Genomic DNA, 14,371 nt, shown 5'->3' on the forward strand with positions numbered 1-14,371 from the left:
GCCGGAGCCACCCCGGCCTCGCCCACGCACCGCATCCGAGGGAGCCACCCGTGCCGCGCATGCTCGACGTCAGCGACGAGGTACGCGCCGAGATCGGCGACGAAGAAGCCGACCGGCTACTCGCCGGAGACAACGCCCCGGGCAGTTACGACTGCACGTCCTGCCGCACCCAGGGCGACTCCGAGAACGAGCGCACCAGCACCGTCCTGTTCATCGGGGACGAGACCGCCGTCCTCGCCTTCGCCCACGCCACCTGTCTGCCCTCCCAGGTCGTCCAGGTCACCGAGGAGCAACTGCAGGGCGCGGTGCGCTCCATCAGCGGCGACACCGTCGACCTGGACCCCGACAAGGTCGTCCCCGAGCAGGCGGTGCTCGGCGTGACCAGCGGACTCGTCCTGATCGCCGGGGAGTTGCACCCGGCCCTGGTGGTCGAGCCGACCGCGCCCATCGTGCGGCCCGGCACCGTCGGCGCCGGCGACGACTTCCTGCCGCTGCTCATCGAGCAGGGCTTCATGCCGCTCAGCGAGCTGACCGAGGTGCCGCCGGTGCAGCACGGCTGGTCCGTGCTGCTGGCGATGGGGCAGCTGCACGCGGTGCTGCAGCCGTCGGCCCACGGCGGCCAGTCGGTCGCCTGGTGGCAGGCGCACCAGCCGCTGCAGGTGACGGAAGGCTGGCGGGCCGCCGCCAACAAGCACCAGCAGGTGCTGATGTTCGCGGCCCCGGTCGGGTCGATCGGCCGCCAGCCCCGGGAGGACCTGCTGCGCGACGCGCTGGACAAGGCCGCGGCGAACGGGCAGTTGGTCGGGGCGGCGCTTCCCCTCGCCGGGACCTGAGTCGGCGCACGGGGCACGGGGCGGGGACTGCGGTCGCACAGGAAACCCAGCCCCGCGCCCCCAAAGGCATGCCGTGCGACCGCATCCCTTGATGTCCGACCTCGTTTGGACATACGTGCACACCTACGACGTTCCCCGCCGCCCGGCCTTCCCGTCGATCCCGTCCGCGCGACCGGCTCAGGACTCCCAGGGCGGCCCATCGGCCACGCCGATCTACGACGCGCTCTACGCCGAGTACGTCAAGACGTTCCGCTCGCTGCCGGGCGACCGCAGCGGCGAGGACGATCTGGGGTTCACCGCCTTCGGGAACATCCCGCACAGCACGGGCACGTACGCGGCGCCCCGCCCGGGAACGTTCAGCAGCTCGTACAGCGCCTACAGCGCGGGGGCGCAGAGCGCGCGGCACGGGACGGGGCAGCAGTCCCAGTGGCAGCGGGTCGGGCAGATCGGCCAGCAGCCCACCCCCACCGTGCTGCAGCACATCCCGGCGGCGCTCCCGCCGGCCCCCCGCAGGACCTTCTGACCGGGTCCCGAGGACGACCGGTCCGCGCAGCATGGGAGGGCGGTACCCGTGACCACGGGTACCGCCCTCCCGGCATGCGGCCGTTACTTCCGCCGGTTCACTTCTTCTTGTTGGCGCCGCGCTTCTCGCGCACCCGCACCGAGATGTGGATCGGGGTGCCGTCGAAGCCGAACTCCTCGCGCAGCCGGCGCTCGATGAAGCGCCGGTAGCCCGCCTCGATGAAGCCGGAGGCGAAGAGCACGAACCGCGGCGGCTTGGTGCCGGCCTGGGTGCCGAAGAGGATGCGGGGCTGCTTGCCGCCGCGGACCGGGTGCGGGTGGGCCGCGACCAGCTCGCCGAGGAAGGCGTTGAGGCGGCCGGTCGGCACCCGGGTCTCCCAGCCCGCGAGCGCGGTCTCGATCGCCGGGACCAGCTTCTCCATGTGCCGGCCGGTGCGCGCGGAGACGTTCACCCGGGGCGCCCAGGCGACCTGGGCGAACTCGGTCTCGATCTCCCGCTCCAGGTAGTAGCGGCGCTCCTCGTCGAGGGTGTCCCACTTGTTGTAGGCGATGACGAGCGCCCGGCCCGCGTCGACGGCCATGGTGACGATGCGCTGGTCCTGGACCGAGATGGACTCGGAGGCGTCGATCAGGATGACCGCCACCTCGGCCTTCTCGACGGCGGCGGCGGTGCGCAGCGAGGCGTAGTAGTCGGCGCCCTGCTGGAGGTGGACGCGCTTGCGGATGCCCGCCGTGTCGACGAACTTCCAGGTGACGCCGCCGAGTTCGATCAGCTCGTCGACCGGGTCGCGGGTGGTGCCCGCGACCTCGTTGACGACGACCCGCTCCTCGTTCGCCACCTTGTTCAGCAGCGAGGACTTGCCGACGTTCGGGCGGCCGATGAGCGCGATGCGGCGCGGGCCGCCGACGGCGGTGCCGAAGCTCTGCTCGGGGGCCTCCGGCAGCGCCTCCAGGACGGCGTCCAGCATGTCGCCGGTGCCGCGGCCGTGCAGCGCGGAGATGGGGTGCGGCTCGCCGAGGCCCAGGGACCACAGATAGGCCGCGTCGGCCTCGCCGCTCGGGCCGTCGACCTTGTTGGCGGCGAGCACGACGGGCTTGCCGGCCTTGCGCAGCAGCCGCACGACCGCCTCGTCGGTGTCGGTCGCGCCGACCTTGGCGTCGACGACGAAGACGACGGCGTCGGCCGCCTCGATCGCGTACTCGGCCTGCGCGGCCACGGAGGCGTCGATGCCGAGGACGTCCTGTTCCCAGCCGCCGGTGTCGACGACCTTGAAGCGGCGGCCCGCCCACTCGGCCTCGTAGGTCACGCGGTCGCGGGTGACGCCCGGCTTGTCCTCGACGACGGCCTCGCGGCGGCCGATGATCCGGTTCACCAGGGTCGACTTGCCGACGTTCGGGCGGCCGATGACGGCGAGCACGGGCAGCGGGCCGTGCCCGGCCTCCTCGATGGCGCCCTCGACGTCCTCGATGTCGAAGCCCTCGACGGCGGCGAGCTCCATGAACTCCGCGTACTCGGCGTCGCCGAGCGCCCCGTGATCGTGCTCGAAGCCGTCCGAGCCGTCGGGCTGGGTGTGGTCGTTCATGAAGTCCGTACCTCGTCGTTCATTCGTGGTGATCGGTGGAGCAGCCGTTTTGTTCGGGTTGATCCACTACTCGGTATTCAGTGTCGCTCAGCGCCCGGTCAGGCGCCTGGCGTTTTCCAGGTGGGCGGCCAGCTGTTTCTGGATGCGTTCGGTCGCCTCGTCCAGCGCCTTGCGGGTGCGCCGTCCGCTGCCGTCGCCGGCGTCGAACGGCTCGCCGAAGACGACGTCGACGCGGGAGCGCAGCGGGGGCAGCGCCTTTATCAACCGGCCGCGCCGCTCGGTGCTTCCCAGCACGGCGACGGGCACGATCGGCGCCCCGCTGCGCACCGCGAAGTAGGCGAGCCCGGCGCGCAGGGCGGCGAAGTCGCCGTCGCCCCGTGTGCCCTCGGGGAAGATCCCGAGCACCCCGCCCTTCTCCAGGACGCCCAGCGCCCGGGTGATGGCGGTGCGGTCGGTGGTGTCCCGGTCGACCTTGATCTGGCCCGTGTGGGTCATGAACGAGCCGATCGGGCCGATGAAGGCCTCTTTCTTCACCAGGAAGTGCGAAGCGCGGGGCGCCACACCGATGACCATCGGGCCGTCGATGTTGTGGGAGTGGTTGACGGCGAAGATCAGCGGGCCGCTCGCGGGCACCTTCCAGGCGCCCAGCACACGCGGCCGCCACAGCCCGTACATCAGGCCGACGCCGATGCGCCGCCCGATCTCGGCGCCTCTCTGCGTGGGCATGGAAACGGCCTCGGCACTCACTTCGCGGCCCGCTTCTCCTCGACGAGGGTGACGACGCAGTCGATGACCTGGGTCAGCGTGAGCTCGGTGGTGTCCACCTCGACGGCGTCGTCCGCCTTGGCGAGCGGGGAGGTCTTGCGGGAGGAGTCGGCGGCGTCCCGCTTGATCAGCGCCTCGCGGGTGCTGTGCACGTCGGCGCCCTTCAGCTCGCCGCTGCGGCGGGCGGCGCGGGCCTCCGGGGAGGCGGTGAGGAAGACCTTCAGATCGGCGTCCGGCAGCACGGTCGTGCCGATGTCCCGGCCCTCGACGACGATCCCGCGCTCGGCGGAGGCGGCCAGCGAGCGCTGCAGCTCGGTGATCCGGGCCCGCACCTCCGGTACCGCGCTCACCGCGCTGACCTTGGAGGTGACGTCCTGGGTGCGGATCGGCCCGGCCACGTCGACGCCGTCCACCGTGATCGTCGGGTCGGCCGGGTCGGTGCCGGAGAGGATCTCGGGCTTGCCGACGACTGCGGCGATCGCCGAGGGGTCCTCTATGTCGATCCCGTTGCTCACCATCCACCAGGTGATCGCCCGGTACTGGGCGCCGGTGTCCAGGTAGCTCAGCCCGAGCCGGCCGGCCACAGCCTTGGACGTGCTCGACTTGCCCGTGCCGGAGGGACCGTCGATGGCGACGATCACGGGCTCGGCGACGCCGTTTTCCACGGGGGGACACCTTCCTGGTGCGAGGCGGTGGATGCAGGGGGCGTGAGTGCGCCCCGCACAAGGTTACCGGCCACGGGTCACTCGTCCGGCCGTGTGGTGGTCGGGCCCTTCTCGGCCCAGCTCGGCGCTCCCAGCCCGTCCGGCGATCGAGGACGAGGCCCGTTCAGGGCCGAAGCGGGGGCCCGGGGGCGGCAGCCCCCGGACGCCGACACCGACGCCGGGTGCCCTACTGCCGCAAAGCCCACCCTCGCTCACGCAACGCCGAAGACAAAAGAACCGCGGACTTCGGCTCGACCATCAACTGCACCAGCCCCGCCTGCTGCCCCGTCGCATGCTCGATCCGCACATCCTCGATGTTGACGCCCGCCAGCCCCGCGTCCGCGAAGATCCGGGCCAGCTGCCCCGGCTGGTCGTCGATCAGCACGGCCACGACCTCGTACACCCGCGGAGCGGCCCCGTGCTTGCCCGGGACGCGGACCTGGCCCGCGTTGCCGCGGCGCAGCACGTCCTGGATGCCGCCGACGCCCTCGCGGCGCTTGGCGTCGTCCGAGGACTGCAGGGAGCGCAGCGCCCGGACCGTCTCCTCCAGGTCGGCGGCGACGTCGGTGAGCAGGTCGGCGACCGGCCCCGGGTTCGCGGACAGGATGTCGATCCACATCCCGGGCTCGGAGGCGGCGATCCGGGTGACGTCCCGGATGCCCTGTCCGCACAGCCGTACGGCGGTCTCCTCGGCGTTCTCCAGACGCGCCGCGACCATGCTGGAGACCAGGTGGGGCATGTGGGAGACCAGCGCCACCGCGCGGTCGTGGGCGTCCGCGTCCATCACCACCGGGACGGCCCGGCAGTGCGAGACCAGTTCGAGCGCGAGGTTCAGGACCTCGGTGTCGGTGTCCCGGGTCGGCGTCAGCACCCAGGGCCGGCCCTCGAAGAGGTCTCCGGTCGCGGCCAGCGGCCCGGACTTCTCGCGCCCCGACATGGGGTGGCTGCCGATGTAGGCCGACAGGTCGAGGCCGAGCGCCTCCAGCTCGCGGCGCGGCCCGCCCTTCACGCTGGCCACGTCGAGGTAGCCGCGGGCCGCTCCGCGGCGCATCGCGTCGGCGAGCACCGCGGCCACATGGGCGGGCGGGGCGGCGACGATCGCGAGGTCGACCGGGCCCTCGGGCTCGTCGTCGGTGCCGGCGCCGAGCGCGGCCGCGGTACGGGCCTGCTCGGGGTCGTGGTCGGCGAGGTGGACGACGACGCCCCGCTGGGCGAGGGCGAGGGCGGCGGAGGTGCCGATCAGCCCGGTTCCGATGACGAGCGCGGTCCTCACTGGGCGATGTCCTTGCGCAGGGCGGCCGCGGCGCCGAGGTAGACATGGCTGATCTCGGCGCGCGGGAGGTCGGACTCGATGTGCGCGAGGATGCGCACGACCCTCGGCAGCGCGCCCTCTATGTCGAGTTCCTGGGCGCAGATCAGCGGCACGTCGACGATGCCGATCTTGCGGGCCGCGGCGGCCGGGAAGTCGCTGTGCAGGTCGGGCGTGGCCGTGAACCAGATGCTGATCAGGTCGTCGACGCCGAGCGAGTTCCGCTCCAGGACGGCGGTGAGCAGAGCCCCGACCTGCTCGTCCATGTGGCCGGCCTCGTCCCGTTCGAGTTGGACGGCTCCCCGGACCGCTCGTACCGCCACGGCGCTGCTCCCTCGCTGAAGTATGGGTGTGCTCTCGGCCCGTCCAGCCTAGTCAGGCGGCGGCGGTCGGGTGCGCGCCGCCCGCGTGCCGAGACGGAAACACCCTCAACACCCCCATACGCCCTTTACGACGGGTGCGGGCTGCGCTCTCATGTCAGTCTGACGGCAGGACACCCGCTATCGGGGAAGGCCCGACATGAAGCGTCCAGGACCCCTGCTCACCCTTCTCGCGGGACTGGTGCTCGGCCTGTTCCTGCTGACGCTCAACGCGACGACGGGGACGAAGACCGCCTCGTCCGCGCAGGAGGAGAAGTCGCCGAGCCCGACGCCCGCCCGCAGCACGGCCGCACCCACGCCGACGCCCAGCCCCACGCCCACCCGCGCCCCGGTCCTCGACGCCGACTACTCCGGCCACACCGACGACAAGGCGGCGACGGTCGGCGTCAAGATCCGCGACGGCAAGGCGGTCGCGTACTTCTGCGACGGCCGCACCAAGGAGTCCTGGCTCCGGGGCCCGGTGCAGGACGACGGCACGATGACGCTCACCGGGAAGAACGGCGCGAAGCTGGACGGCACGCTCCAGGACGGCAAGGAGATCGACGGCACGGTCGACGTCGGCGGCGGGCACTACACGTTCACCGCGGAGAACACGAAGAAGCCGGCCGGGCTGTACCGGGCGACGTCCACGGTGGCCTCCACGAGCATCGACGGCGGCTGGATCGTCCTGAAGGACGGCAGCCAGGTCGGCATCGTCACCCGTGACGGCAAGCCCTCCCCCGCGCCCCGCATCGACCCGGAGACCGGAGCGGTGACGATCGACGGCGAGCAGCTCACGGCACTCCCCGTAAACCCCTGACCCCTTCGAGCACCTTCGAGCACCTTCGAGCGCCCCGTCGAGCAGGGAGCATCATGACCGCCGATCCGAACGCCGCCACCCAGGACTTCCCCGCCCCCGAGCCCTCCGAGCGCCCTCCGAGCGCGGCCCGCTACCTGGTCCCGGCGCTGGTCGCCGCCGCGGTGGCGGTCGTCCTGGGCGTGTACGGCAAGGTCCACGACCCGGCCGGCACGGCGTTCAACCTGGCCGGGTTCAGCAGCACCGGCGCGGTGAAGTCATGGCTGGCGACGGCCGCGATGTTCTTCGCGCTGGTCCAGGTCGTCTCGGCGTCGATGCTGTACGGGAAGCTGCCGGGGCCGACCTGGTCCGGCACGCTGCACCGCTGGTCGGGCCGGGCGGCCTTCCTGATCGCCGTCCCGGTTGCGGTGCACTGCCTCTACGCGCTTGGCTATCAGACATATGAATCGCGTGTTTTGTGGCACTCCGTCCTGGGTTGCTTCTTCTTCGGCGTCTTCAGTGCAAAGATGCTGCTGCTTCGCTGGGAGCGGCTCCCGGGATGGCTGCTGCCGATCGTCGGCGGACTGGTCTTCGCCGCGCTCACCATCATCTGGCTGACCTCGGCCCTCTGGTTCTTCCGCACGTTCGGAGTGACGACATGACTCTCCCCGCGACACGACGCACGGTTCTCCTGGCGACGGGCGGCGCGGCGGCTGCGCTCTCGGTGGGCTGCAGCAACTACGGCGACGAGAACGACAGTTCGTCCACGCCGGAGAAGACGTCGGGCTCCGCCGCCGGCCAGGCACTGGCCAAGACGACCGAGATCCCCGTCGGCGGCGGCAAGATCTTCGCCGACGAGAAGGTCGTCGTGACGCAGCCGACGAAGGACGACTTCAAGGCGTTCTCCGCGGTCTGCACCCATCAGAGCTGCCTCGTCGGCAGCGTCGCCGACGGCATCATCCACTGCCCCTGTCACAACAGCGAGTTCCGTATCGCCGACGGCTCGGTGGCCGGCGGCCCGGCGCCCAGGCCGCTGCCCGCCGAGCAGATCACGGTCGAGGGCGGCGCGATCAAGCTGGGCTGAGCCGCGGCGGCCCGGCGGCCCGCGAAGTCACTGGTCCCAGAGCGCCCCGAGCGTCACCAGCTCCCCCTGGTACTCGATCCGGTCCGCCCACGCCGTCGGCCAGGCGTCCGCCCCGGCGTACGCGCCCGCGAACGCGCCCGCCAGACAGGCGAGGGAGTCGGAGTCCCCGGACGTGCAGGCGGCCCGGCGCAGCACGGTCACCGGCTCGTCGGGGAAGAGCAGGAAGCACAGCAGACCGGTGGCCATGGCCTCCTCGGCGATCCAGCCCGCCCCCGTGGCCAGGCACGGGTCGGTCTCGGGCGAGGGGTCGCGCAGCGCCTCCTGGAGCCGGTCCAGCACCTCCAGGCACTCGTCCCAGCCGCGCGCGATGAACTGCTCCGGGCCGGCGTCGTGGCTGCGCGTCCACAGGTCGCCGAGCCAGCGGTGGTAGTAGCGGGTGCGGTTCTCGACGGCGTACGAGCGCAGCAGCCCGAGCAGCGCGGAGGGGGTCGCGCCGTGCGCGAGGAGCCGTACGGCATGGGCGGTGAGGTCGGAGGCGGCGAGCGCGGTGGGATGGCCGTGGGTGAGGCCGGCCTGGAGCTGGGCGGCCCCGGCGCGCTGCTCGTCGCTGAGCCCGGGGACGAGTCCGAGGGGCGCGACCCGCATGTTGGCGCCACAGCCCTTGGAACCGATCTGACTGGCGTCCTGCCACAGCCGCCGCTCGTCCTCCAGCAGCTCGCAGGCGGTCAGGCAGGTGCGCCCGGGCGCCCGGTTGTTGTCCGGGGACCGGTTCCAGGCTACGAACTCCTGACGCAGCGGCCCCTCCAGCCCCAACGGCATGAGCACTCCCCGGTCCATGGCGGTGCGCAGGGCCCGTCCCACGGCGAGGGTCATCTGGGTGTCGTCGGAGACGAAGGCGCGCTGAGGCAGTTCCATCTCCCGCCACGGCCCGCACTTGGCGATGATCGACGGGACGTCGTTGAACTCGGTCGGAAACCCGAGGGCGTCGCCCAGGGCGAGGCCCAGCAGGGACCCGGTGGCGCGCTTGCGGACTGTGGTCGAGAGGGTCATGCGGATCGTCCTTCCCGGGGCGGTCGCAGCAGGGGCGGGTGGAGCGCGGCGGCGGCGCCCGCGCGGTAGAGGGCGGCGGGCTTGCCGCGGCCGCCGGTCAGCCGTGCGGCCCCGGGGACGGGCTCGACGAAGCCCGGGGTGGCGAGCACCTTGCGCCGGAAGTTGGGGCGGTCCAGGCCTGTCCCCCACACCGTCTCGTAGACCTGCTGGAGCTCTCCGAGGGTGAACTCGGGCGGGCAGAAGGCGGTGGCGAGGCAGGTGTACTCGAGTTTGGCGCCGACCCGGTCGTGGGCGTCGGCCAGGATCCGGTCGTGGTCGAAGGCGAGCGGCTCGGCTTCCGCGTACGGCGTCCAGCGCGCCTGCGCCGCGTCGCCGCCGCTCATCGGCTCCGGCGCGTCCGGCAGCAGGGCGGCGAAAGCGACCGACACGACCCGCATCCGGGGGTCGCGGCCGGGCTCGCTGTAGGTGCGCAACTGCTCCAGATGCAGCCCGGAGACGTCTTTCAGGCCGGTCTCCTCGGCGAGTTCGCGCCGGGCCGCCGTCTCCGCGGACTCGTCCGGCAGCACGAAGCCCCCGGGCAGCGCCCACCGTCCGGCGTACGGCTCCTGGCCGCGCTCGACGAGCAGCACGTGCAGGGCGCCCGCGCGCAGCGTGAGGACGGCGAGGTCGACGGTGACGGCGAAGGGCTCGTGGGCGTACTTGTCGTAGCCGGCTCCGTGGCCCTGCATGACGAACACCCCCTCTTTAATAGTCAGTACGACTATAAAAAGGGGGTGCGCTCCGGCACAAGTGCTCAGCGAGTACTTGAAGAGACCTTTAGAGGCCCACCGTCGCTCTAGAGGTCGACTTCCTTCATCAGCATGCCGACCTCGGTGTTGGACAGCCGGCGCAGCCAGCCCGACTTCTGGTCGCCCAGGGTGATCGGCCCGAAGGAGACGCGCACCAGCTTGTCGACCGGGAAGCCGGCCTCCGCCAGCATCCGGCGCACGATGTGCTTGCGGCCCTCGTGCAGGGTCACCTCGACCAGGTAGTTCTTGCCGGTCTGCTCGACGACCCGGAAGTGGTCCGCGCGCGCGTAGCCGTCCTCCAGCTGGATGCCGTCCTTGAGCTTCTTGCCCAGGTCGCGCGGGATCGGGCCGACGATGTGCGCGAGGTAGACCTTCTTCACGCCGTACTTCGGGTGGGTCAGCCGGTGGGCCAGCTCGCCGTGGTTGGTGAGCAGGATGACGCCCTCGGTCTCGGTGTCGAGCCGGCCGACGTGGAACAGCCGCGTCTCGCGGTTGGTCACGTAGTCGCCGAGGCACTGACGGCCCTCGTTGTCCTCCATCGTGGAGACGACGCCGGCCGGCTTGTTCAGCGAGAAGAACTGGTAGGACTGGGTGGCGACCGTCAGGCCGTCGACCTTGACCTCGTCGTGCTCGGGGTCGACCCGCTTGCCCTGCTCCAGGACGATCTCGCCGTTGACCTCGACCCGCGCCTGCTCGATCAGCTCCTCGCAGGCCCGCCGGGAGCCGTAGCCGGCGCGCGCCAGGATCTTCTGCAGCCGCTCGCCCTCCTGCTCGGCGCCCGGGAAGGTCTTGGGCAGCTTGACGTCCTTCTTGCCCGCGTACCGCTCGCGGTTGCGCTCCTCGGCGCGGGCGTCGTACTCCCGGGAGGTCGCGGGCGCCCAACGCCCCCGTCCGGTGCCCGGGGACTGCTTCGGACCGCCCTTGGCCCCGCCGCGCGCCGAAGCGCCGCGCCCGGACTTGGGACCCTCCGGGGAGGCGCCGGGACCCACGTCGTAGCGGCGCTCCTCGGGGCGGGGCTTGCTCGGCCGGCCGCCCTGCCTGTCGTCGCGGTTGCCACCGGCGCCACGGGGATTCCCGCGGCCACCGCTGCTCCCGCCGCGGCCGCCGCTGTTGCCACCACGGCTCCCGCCGTTGTTTCCGCTGCTGTTCCTGCCGCTGCTGCTTCGCATCAAAGTTCCGTCTTGTCGTCTGCGTCCTCGGAATCCGGAGCGTCCGGATCGAACGACGGGACCCCTTCCAGCGTCTCGGCCTCGATCGCCTCCGCCTCGGGGAGGAAGGGCGCGAGCTCCGGGAGCTCGTCCAGGCCGCGCAGGCCCATCCGCTCCAGAAAGTAGTTCGTCGTCGTGTACAGGATCGCACCTGTTTCGGGTTCCGCGCCCGCCTCCTCGACCAGACCGCGCTGCAGGAGGGTGCGCATCACACCGTCGCAGTTCACTCCGCGCACCGCGGAGACCCTGCTGCGGCTGACCGGCTGCCGGTACGCGACGACCGCCAGCGTCTCCAGCGCGGCCTGGGTGAGCCGGGCCTGCTGGCCGTCCAGGACGAAGCCCTCGACGGCCGCCGCGTACGCGGGCCGGGTGTAGAACCGCCAGCCGCCCGCGACGAGCCTGAGCTCGAAGCCGCGGCCCTGCACGGTGTACTCGTCGGCCAGCTCGCGCAGCGCGTCCGCGACCCTGCGCCGGGGCCGCTGGAGGATCTTCGCGAGGTGCTCCTCGGTCGCGGGTTCGTCGACGACCATCAGGACGGCCTCCAGGGCCGGCTTGAGGTCCAGTGCGGCGACGGTCTCCTCGCTGCTCACTTCTCCGTCTCCTTCCCGTCCTTCTCGGGCTTCTCGGGCTCCTCGGGCGGCCGGTCGAACTCGTCCGTGACGAGCGGCTGCGCGTCCCCCTCCCCGCCGGTCCAGCGCACCAGCAGCTCGCCGAGCGCGGTCTCCTGGTCCAGGGCGACGGCCTTCTCCCGGTACAGCTCCAGCAGGGCGAGGAACCGGGCGACGACGGTGAGGGTGTCGTCGGTGTCCGCCACCAGCGTCCGGAAGCTGGCGCCGCCGAGCTCCCGCAGCCGCGCGACGACGATCTGGGCCTGCTCCTGCACGCTCACCAGCGGCGCGTGGATGTGGTCGACGTACACCTGCGGCTTCGCCCGGGGCTGCATCGCCTTGACCGCGAGCCTGGCGAACCCCTCCGGGCCGATGCTGATGACCACCTCGGGCAGCAGCTCGGCGTGGTGCGGTTCGAGGCCGACGGTGCGGGGGTAACGGCGGCCCTCGCTCTGCAGGCGGTGGGTGAAGATGTCGGCGATCTGCTTGTAGGCCCGGTACTGGAGCAGCCGGGCGAACAGCAGGTCGCGGGCCTCCAGCAGGGCGAGGTCTGCCTCGTCCTCGACCTCGGCGGCGGGCAGCAGCCGGGCGGCCTTGAGATCGAGCAGGGTGGCGGCGACGACCAGGAACTCGGTCGTCTGGTCCAGGTCCCAGTCGGGGCCCATCGCGCGGATGTGCGCCATGAACTCGTCGGTGACCTTCGACAGCGCGACCTCGGTGACGTCCAGCTTGTGCTTGGAGATCAGCTGGAGCAGCAGGTCGAAGGGCCCCTCGAAGTTGGCGAGCCGAACCTTGAAGACCCCGTCGGAAGGTTCCGGGGGCGCCAGGGGCGCCGGGGGTTCCGCGGGCGCCGGGGGTTCCGGAAGCGGCACGGCCGGCGGGACATGTGGGACCTGTGGGACCTCTGGGACCGGTGCGACCGGCTCGGGGGGCGCCGCTCCCGGTCCTCGTCCCAGCGCACGCCTGCGGCCGCCGGCTGCGCCGCCGGAGGCAGATGCGGGGGCGGGAACGTCGTTCGAGGTCATGGCCCCCGCAGGCTACCGCTACCGCCCGCGCAGCCGTCGTACGAGGATGCTGGCGTCCCCGCGGGTCTCGAGGTCGGCGAGGACCACGGCGACCGCCTCGCGGACGATGCGCCCGCGGTCCACGGCCAGACCGTGTTCGCCGCGGAGCACCAGCCGTGCGTGTTCCAGGTCCATGAGCTCCTCGGCGGAGACATAGACGGTGATCTTCTCGTCGTGCCGCTCCCGGCCGCTGGGCCGGCGGGCCGCCTGCCGTCCGCGCTTGCGGGACTGGCCGTCGGCGGCGGCAGAACCTTCCTGCGCGTCCTGACGGCGCTCTGTGCGCTCCCCGGCGGCGCCCCTGGTGCGGGACTCCCCGGCGCCGCTCTGGCCGGCGTCGGCCGCCACATGCTCGGCGCCCTCGCCGTCGCCGCCCTGCGCGGGCACGGACTGCGGCGCGTCCTCCGCGCCGCCGGCCGCCACCCCGTCGCTCTCACCGGCCGGCCCGGGCACCCGGGCCTCACCGTTGGCGGGGCGCCGGGGCGCGGACGGCTGAAGCGCCATTCCCCCTGTCGTACGGAAGAGTTCGTCGGCCCCCGGCAGACTCACTCGGCGTGACACCGGGCGAGCACCTCCCTGGCGAGCTGACGGTAGGCGGCCGCGCCGACGGAGTTGGAGGCGTACGTGGTGATCGGCTCACCGGCGACCGTGGTCTCCGGGAAGCGGACCGTGCGCCCGATGACCGTGTGGTAGACGTGGTCGTCGAACGCCTCGACCACCCGCGCGAGCACCTCGCGGCTGTGCACGGTGCGCGAGTCGTACATCGTGGCGAGGATGCCGTCGAGCTCCAGATCCGGGTTGAGCCGCTCCTGGACCTTCTCGATGGTCTCGGTCAGCAGCGCCACGCCTCGGAGGGCGAAGAACTCGCACTCCAGCGGCACGATCACCTTGTGGGCGGCCGTGAGGGCGTTGACGGTGAGCAGGCCGAGCGAGGGCTGACAGTCGATGACGATGTAGTCGTAGTCGTCCATCAGCGGCTTGAGCGCACGCTGGAGCGTGGACTCGCGCGCGACCTCGGAGACCAGCTGGACCTCGGCGGCCGACAGGTCGATGTTGCTGGGCAGCAGGTCCATGTTGGGGACCGCGGTCTTCAGGAGCACCTCGTCGGCCGCCATGCCCCGCTCCATGAGCAGGTTGTAGACGGTGAGGTCGAGCTCCATCGGATTGACGCCGAGACCGACCGACAGCGCGCCCTGCGGGTCGAAGTCCACGAGCAGCACGCGTCGTCCGTACTCCGCGAGCGCGGCACCCAGGTTGATGGTCGACGTCGTCTTGCCGACGCCGCCCTTCTGGTTGCACATCGCGATGATCGTCGCGGGGCCGTGATGGGTCAGCGGGCCCGGGATCGGGAAGTACGGCAGCGGGCGTCCGGTCGGACCGACGCGCTCACGGCGCTGTCGGGCCGCGTCGGGCGCGAGCGTGGCCGCGTACTCCGGATCCGGCTCGTACTCGGCATCGGGGTCGTAGAAGTGCCCGTCGGGCAGTTCGTCGTAGTCGGCGAAGTGGTTGTGGGGCGCGCCACTTCCGTCGCCGGCCATGGCGTTCACGTGATGGCCATCCATGCTCTGGTGTGCTGACAGAGCCATATGGGGGCTGCTCCGGCTCTGGTGGGCTGCGAAGGTTCGGACAGCGACGGAGCCGACAGCCTCGAGCCCCACGGGACCCGGGTCCCGCAACGGCATTCCTGGTTGACCACCCCCG

17 protein-coding genes are annotated in these 14,371 nt (G+C 72.0%); 5 read left to right on the top strand and 12 right to left on the bottom strand.

The window, feature by feature from the left end; genetic code table 11:
• Positions 1–50: 50 nt before the first annotated feature.
• Both ACWCPF_RS23915 and ACWCPF_RS23920 read left to right on the top strand, forming a co-directional pair.
• Entirely contained in the window at positions 51–833 is a 783-nt protein-coding gene (locus tag ACWCPF_RS23915) for a hypothetical protein (RefSeq protein WP_451047094.1), read from the top strand.
• A gap of 115 nt (positions 834–948) precedes the next feature.
• The gene (locus ACWCPF_RS23920; RefSeq protein WP_451047128.1) at positions 949–1,356 is read left to right on the top strand and encodes a hypothetical protein; all 408 of its coding nucleotides are present in this window, start codon (positions 949–951) and stop codon (positions 1,354–1,356) included.
• Between the two features lie 97 nt (positions 1,357–1,453).
• On the opposite strand, the gene der is transcribed toward ACWCPF_RS23920, so the two are convergent.
• The 5 genes from der to aroH all read right to left on the bottom strand — a co-directional run bounded on the left by der (position 1,454) and on the right by aroH (position 6,039).
• The gene (gene der, locus ACWCPF_RS23925) at positions 1,454–2,938 is read right to left on the bottom strand and encodes a ribosome biogenesis GTPase Der (protein WP_451047095.1); all 1,485 of its coding nucleotides are present in this window, start codon (positions 2,936–2,938) and stop codon (positions 1,454–1,456) included.
• An 87-nt stretch (positions 2,939–3,025) separates the two neighbouring features.
• Positions 3,026–3,664: a lysophospholipid acyltransferase family protein gene (locus ACWCPF_RS23930; protein ID WP_451047096.1), complete on the bottom strand. Its 639-nt coding sequence runs from the start codon at positions 3,662–3,664 to the stop codon at positions 3,026–3,028.
• A gap of 17 nt (positions 3,665–3,681) precedes the next feature.
• On the bottom strand, positions 3,682–4,368 hold the full coding sequence (gene cmk, locus ACWCPF_RS23935; protein WP_451047097.1) for a (d)CMP kinase: 687 nt from the start codon (positions 4,366–4,368) through the stop codon (positions 3,682–3,684).
• 226 nt (positions 4,369–4,594) lie between these two features.
• The gene (locus tag ACWCPF_RS23940; RefSeq protein ID WP_451047098.1) at positions 4,595–5,680 is read right to left on the bottom strand and encodes a prephenate dehydrogenase; all 1,086 of its coding nucleotides are present in this window, start codon (positions 5,678–5,680) and stop codon (positions 4,595–4,597) included.
• The gene (gene aroH, locus ACWCPF_RS23945; RefSeq protein ID WP_451047099.1) at positions 5,677–6,039 is read right to left on the bottom strand and encodes a chorismate mutase; all 363 of its coding nucleotides are present in this window, start codon (positions 6,037–6,039) and stop codon (positions 5,677–5,679) included. Before aroH ends, ACWCPF_RS23940 begins: the two co-directional genes overlap by 4 nt.
• Positions 6,040–6,235: 196 nt before the next feature.
• On the opposite strand from aroH, the gene ACWCPF_RS23950 reads away from it, so the two are divergent.
• The 3 genes from ACWCPF_RS23950 to ACWCPF_RS23960 are packed head-to-tail and all read left to right on the top strand — an operon-like array spanning position 6,236 to position 7,955.
• Positions 6,236–6,895 carry a hypothetical protein gene (locus tag ACWCPF_RS23950; protein WP_451047100.1) on the top strand — a complete coding sequence of 220 codons (660 nt, stop codon included), beginning with the start codon at positions 6,236–6,238 and terminating at the stop codon, positions 6,893–6,895.
• Positions 6,896–6,948: 53 nt separating this feature from the next.
• Complete coding sequence (locus ACWCPF_RS23955; RefSeq protein ID WP_451047101.1) at positions 6,949–7,533, top strand: DUF6529 family protein; 585 nt, start codon at positions 6,949–6,951, stop codon at positions 7,531–7,533.
• Entirely contained in the window at positions 7,530–7,955 is a 426-nt protein-coding gene (locus ACWCPF_RS23960; RefSeq protein WP_451047102.1) for a Rieske (2Fe-2S) protein, read from the top strand. Before ACWCPF_RS23955 ends, ACWCPF_RS23960 begins: the two co-directional genes overlap by 4 nt.
• Before the next feature lie 27 nt (positions 7,956–7,982).
• Here the strand turns inward: ACWCPF_RS23960 and ACWCPF_RS23965 are convergent, their stop codons facing one another.
• The 7 genes from ACWCPF_RS23965 to ACWCPF_RS23995 all read right to left on the bottom strand — a co-directional run bounded on the left by ACWCPF_RS23965 (position 7,983) and on the right by ACWCPF_RS23995 (position 14,352).
• Entirely contained in the window at positions 7,983–9,005 is a 1,023-nt protein-coding gene (locus ACWCPF_RS23965; protein ID WP_451047103.1) for an ADP-ribosylglycohydrolase family protein, read from the bottom strand.
• Positions 9,002–9,733, bottom strand: a complete 732-nt coding sequence (locus ACWCPF_RS23970) for an NUDIX hydrolase (RefSeq protein ID WP_451047104.1) — start codon at positions 9,731–9,733, stop codon at positions 9,002–9,004. The genes ACWCPF_RS23965 and ACWCPF_RS23970 overlap by 4 nt, the downstream gene beginning before the upstream one ends.
• Before the next feature lie 107 nt (positions 9,734–9,840).
• Entirely contained in the window at positions 9,841–10,962 is a 1,122-nt protein-coding gene (locus ACWCPF_RS23975; protein WP_451047105.1) for a pseudouridine synthase, read from the bottom strand.
• Positions 10,962–11,531, bottom strand: a complete 570-nt coding sequence (gene scpB / locus ACWCPF_RS23980) for an SMC-Scp complex subunit ScpB (protein ID WP_451047129.1) — start codon at positions 11,529–11,531, stop codon at positions 10,962–10,964. The genes ACWCPF_RS23975 and scpB overlap by 1 nt, the downstream gene beginning before the upstream one ends.
• Positions 11,532–11,587: 56 nt before the next feature.
• Positions 11,588–12,634: a segregation and condensation protein A gene (locus tag ACWCPF_RS23985; RefSeq protein WP_451047106.1), complete on the bottom strand. Its 1,047-nt coding sequence runs from the start codon at positions 12,632–12,634 to the stop codon at positions 11,588–11,590.
• Positions 12,635–12,652: 18 nt separating this feature from the next.
• Entirely contained in the window at positions 12,653–13,174 is a 522-nt protein-coding gene (locus ACWCPF_RS23990) for a hypothetical protein (protein ID WP_451047107.1), read from the bottom strand.
• Positions 13,175–13,215: 41 nt separating this feature from the next.
• Positions 13,216–14,352 carry a ParA family protein gene (locus tag ACWCPF_RS23995; RefSeq protein ID WP_451047108.1) on the bottom strand — a complete coding sequence of 379 codons (1,137 nt, stop codon included), beginning with the start codon at positions 14,350–14,352 and terminating at the stop codon, positions 13,216–13,218.
• Positions 14,353–14,371 lie beyond the last annotated feature (19 nt).

This window comes from Streptomyces sp. NPDC001858 (genome assembly GCF_053594615.1).

Bases quoted from the DNA above. Each gene is read 5' to 3' on its own strand.
- der (WP_451047095.1), bottom strand. From the start codon at position 2,938: ATGAACGACCACACCCAGCCCGACGGCTCGGACGGCTTCGAGCACGAT.
- ACWCPF_RS23930 (WP_451047096.1), bottom strand. From the start codon at position 3,664: ATGCCCACGCAGAGAGGCGCCGAGATCGGGCGGCGCATCGGCGTCGGC.
- ACWCPF_RS23950 (WP_451047100.1), top strand. From the start codon at position 6,236: ATGAAGCGTCCAGGACCCCTGCTCACCCTTCTCGCGGGACTGGTGCTC.
- ACWCPF_RS23955 (WP_451047101.1), top strand. From the start codon at position 6,949: ATGACCGCCGATCCGAACGCCGCCACCCAGGACTTCCCCGCCCCCGAG.
- ACWCPF_RS23960 (WP_451047102.1), top strand. From the start codon at position 7,530: ATGACTCTCCCCGCGACACGACGCACGGTTCTCCTGGCGACGGGCGGC.
- ACWCPF_RS23965 (WP_451047103.1), bottom strand. From the start codon at position 9,005: ATGACCCTCTCGACCACAGTCCGCAAGCGCGCCACCGGGTCCCTGCTG.
- ACWCPF_RS23970 (WP_451047104.1), bottom strand. From the start codon at position 9,733: ATGCAGGGCCACGGAGCCGGCTACGACAAGTACGCCCACGAGCCCTTC.
- ACWCPF_RS23975 (WP_451047105.1), bottom strand. From the start codon at position 10,962: ATGCGAAGCAGCAGCGGCAGGAACAGCAGCGGAAACAACGGCGGGAGC.
- scpB (WP_451047129.1), bottom strand. From the start codon at position 11,531: ATGGTCGTCGACGAACCCGCGACCGAGGAGCACCTCGCGAAGATCCTC.
- ACWCPF_RS23985 (WP_451047106.1), bottom strand. From the start codon at position 12,634: ATGACCTCGAACGACGTTCCCGCCCCCGCATCTGCCTCCGGCGGCGCA.
- ACWCPF_RS23990 (WP_451047107.1), bottom strand. From the start codon at position 13,174: ATGGCGCTTCAGCCGTCCGCGCCCCGGCGCCCCGCCAACGGTGAGGCC.
- ACWCPF_RS23995 (WP_451047108.1), bottom strand. From the start codon at position 14,352: ATGCCGTTGCGGGACCCGGGTCCCGTGGGGCTCGAGGCTGTCGGCTCC.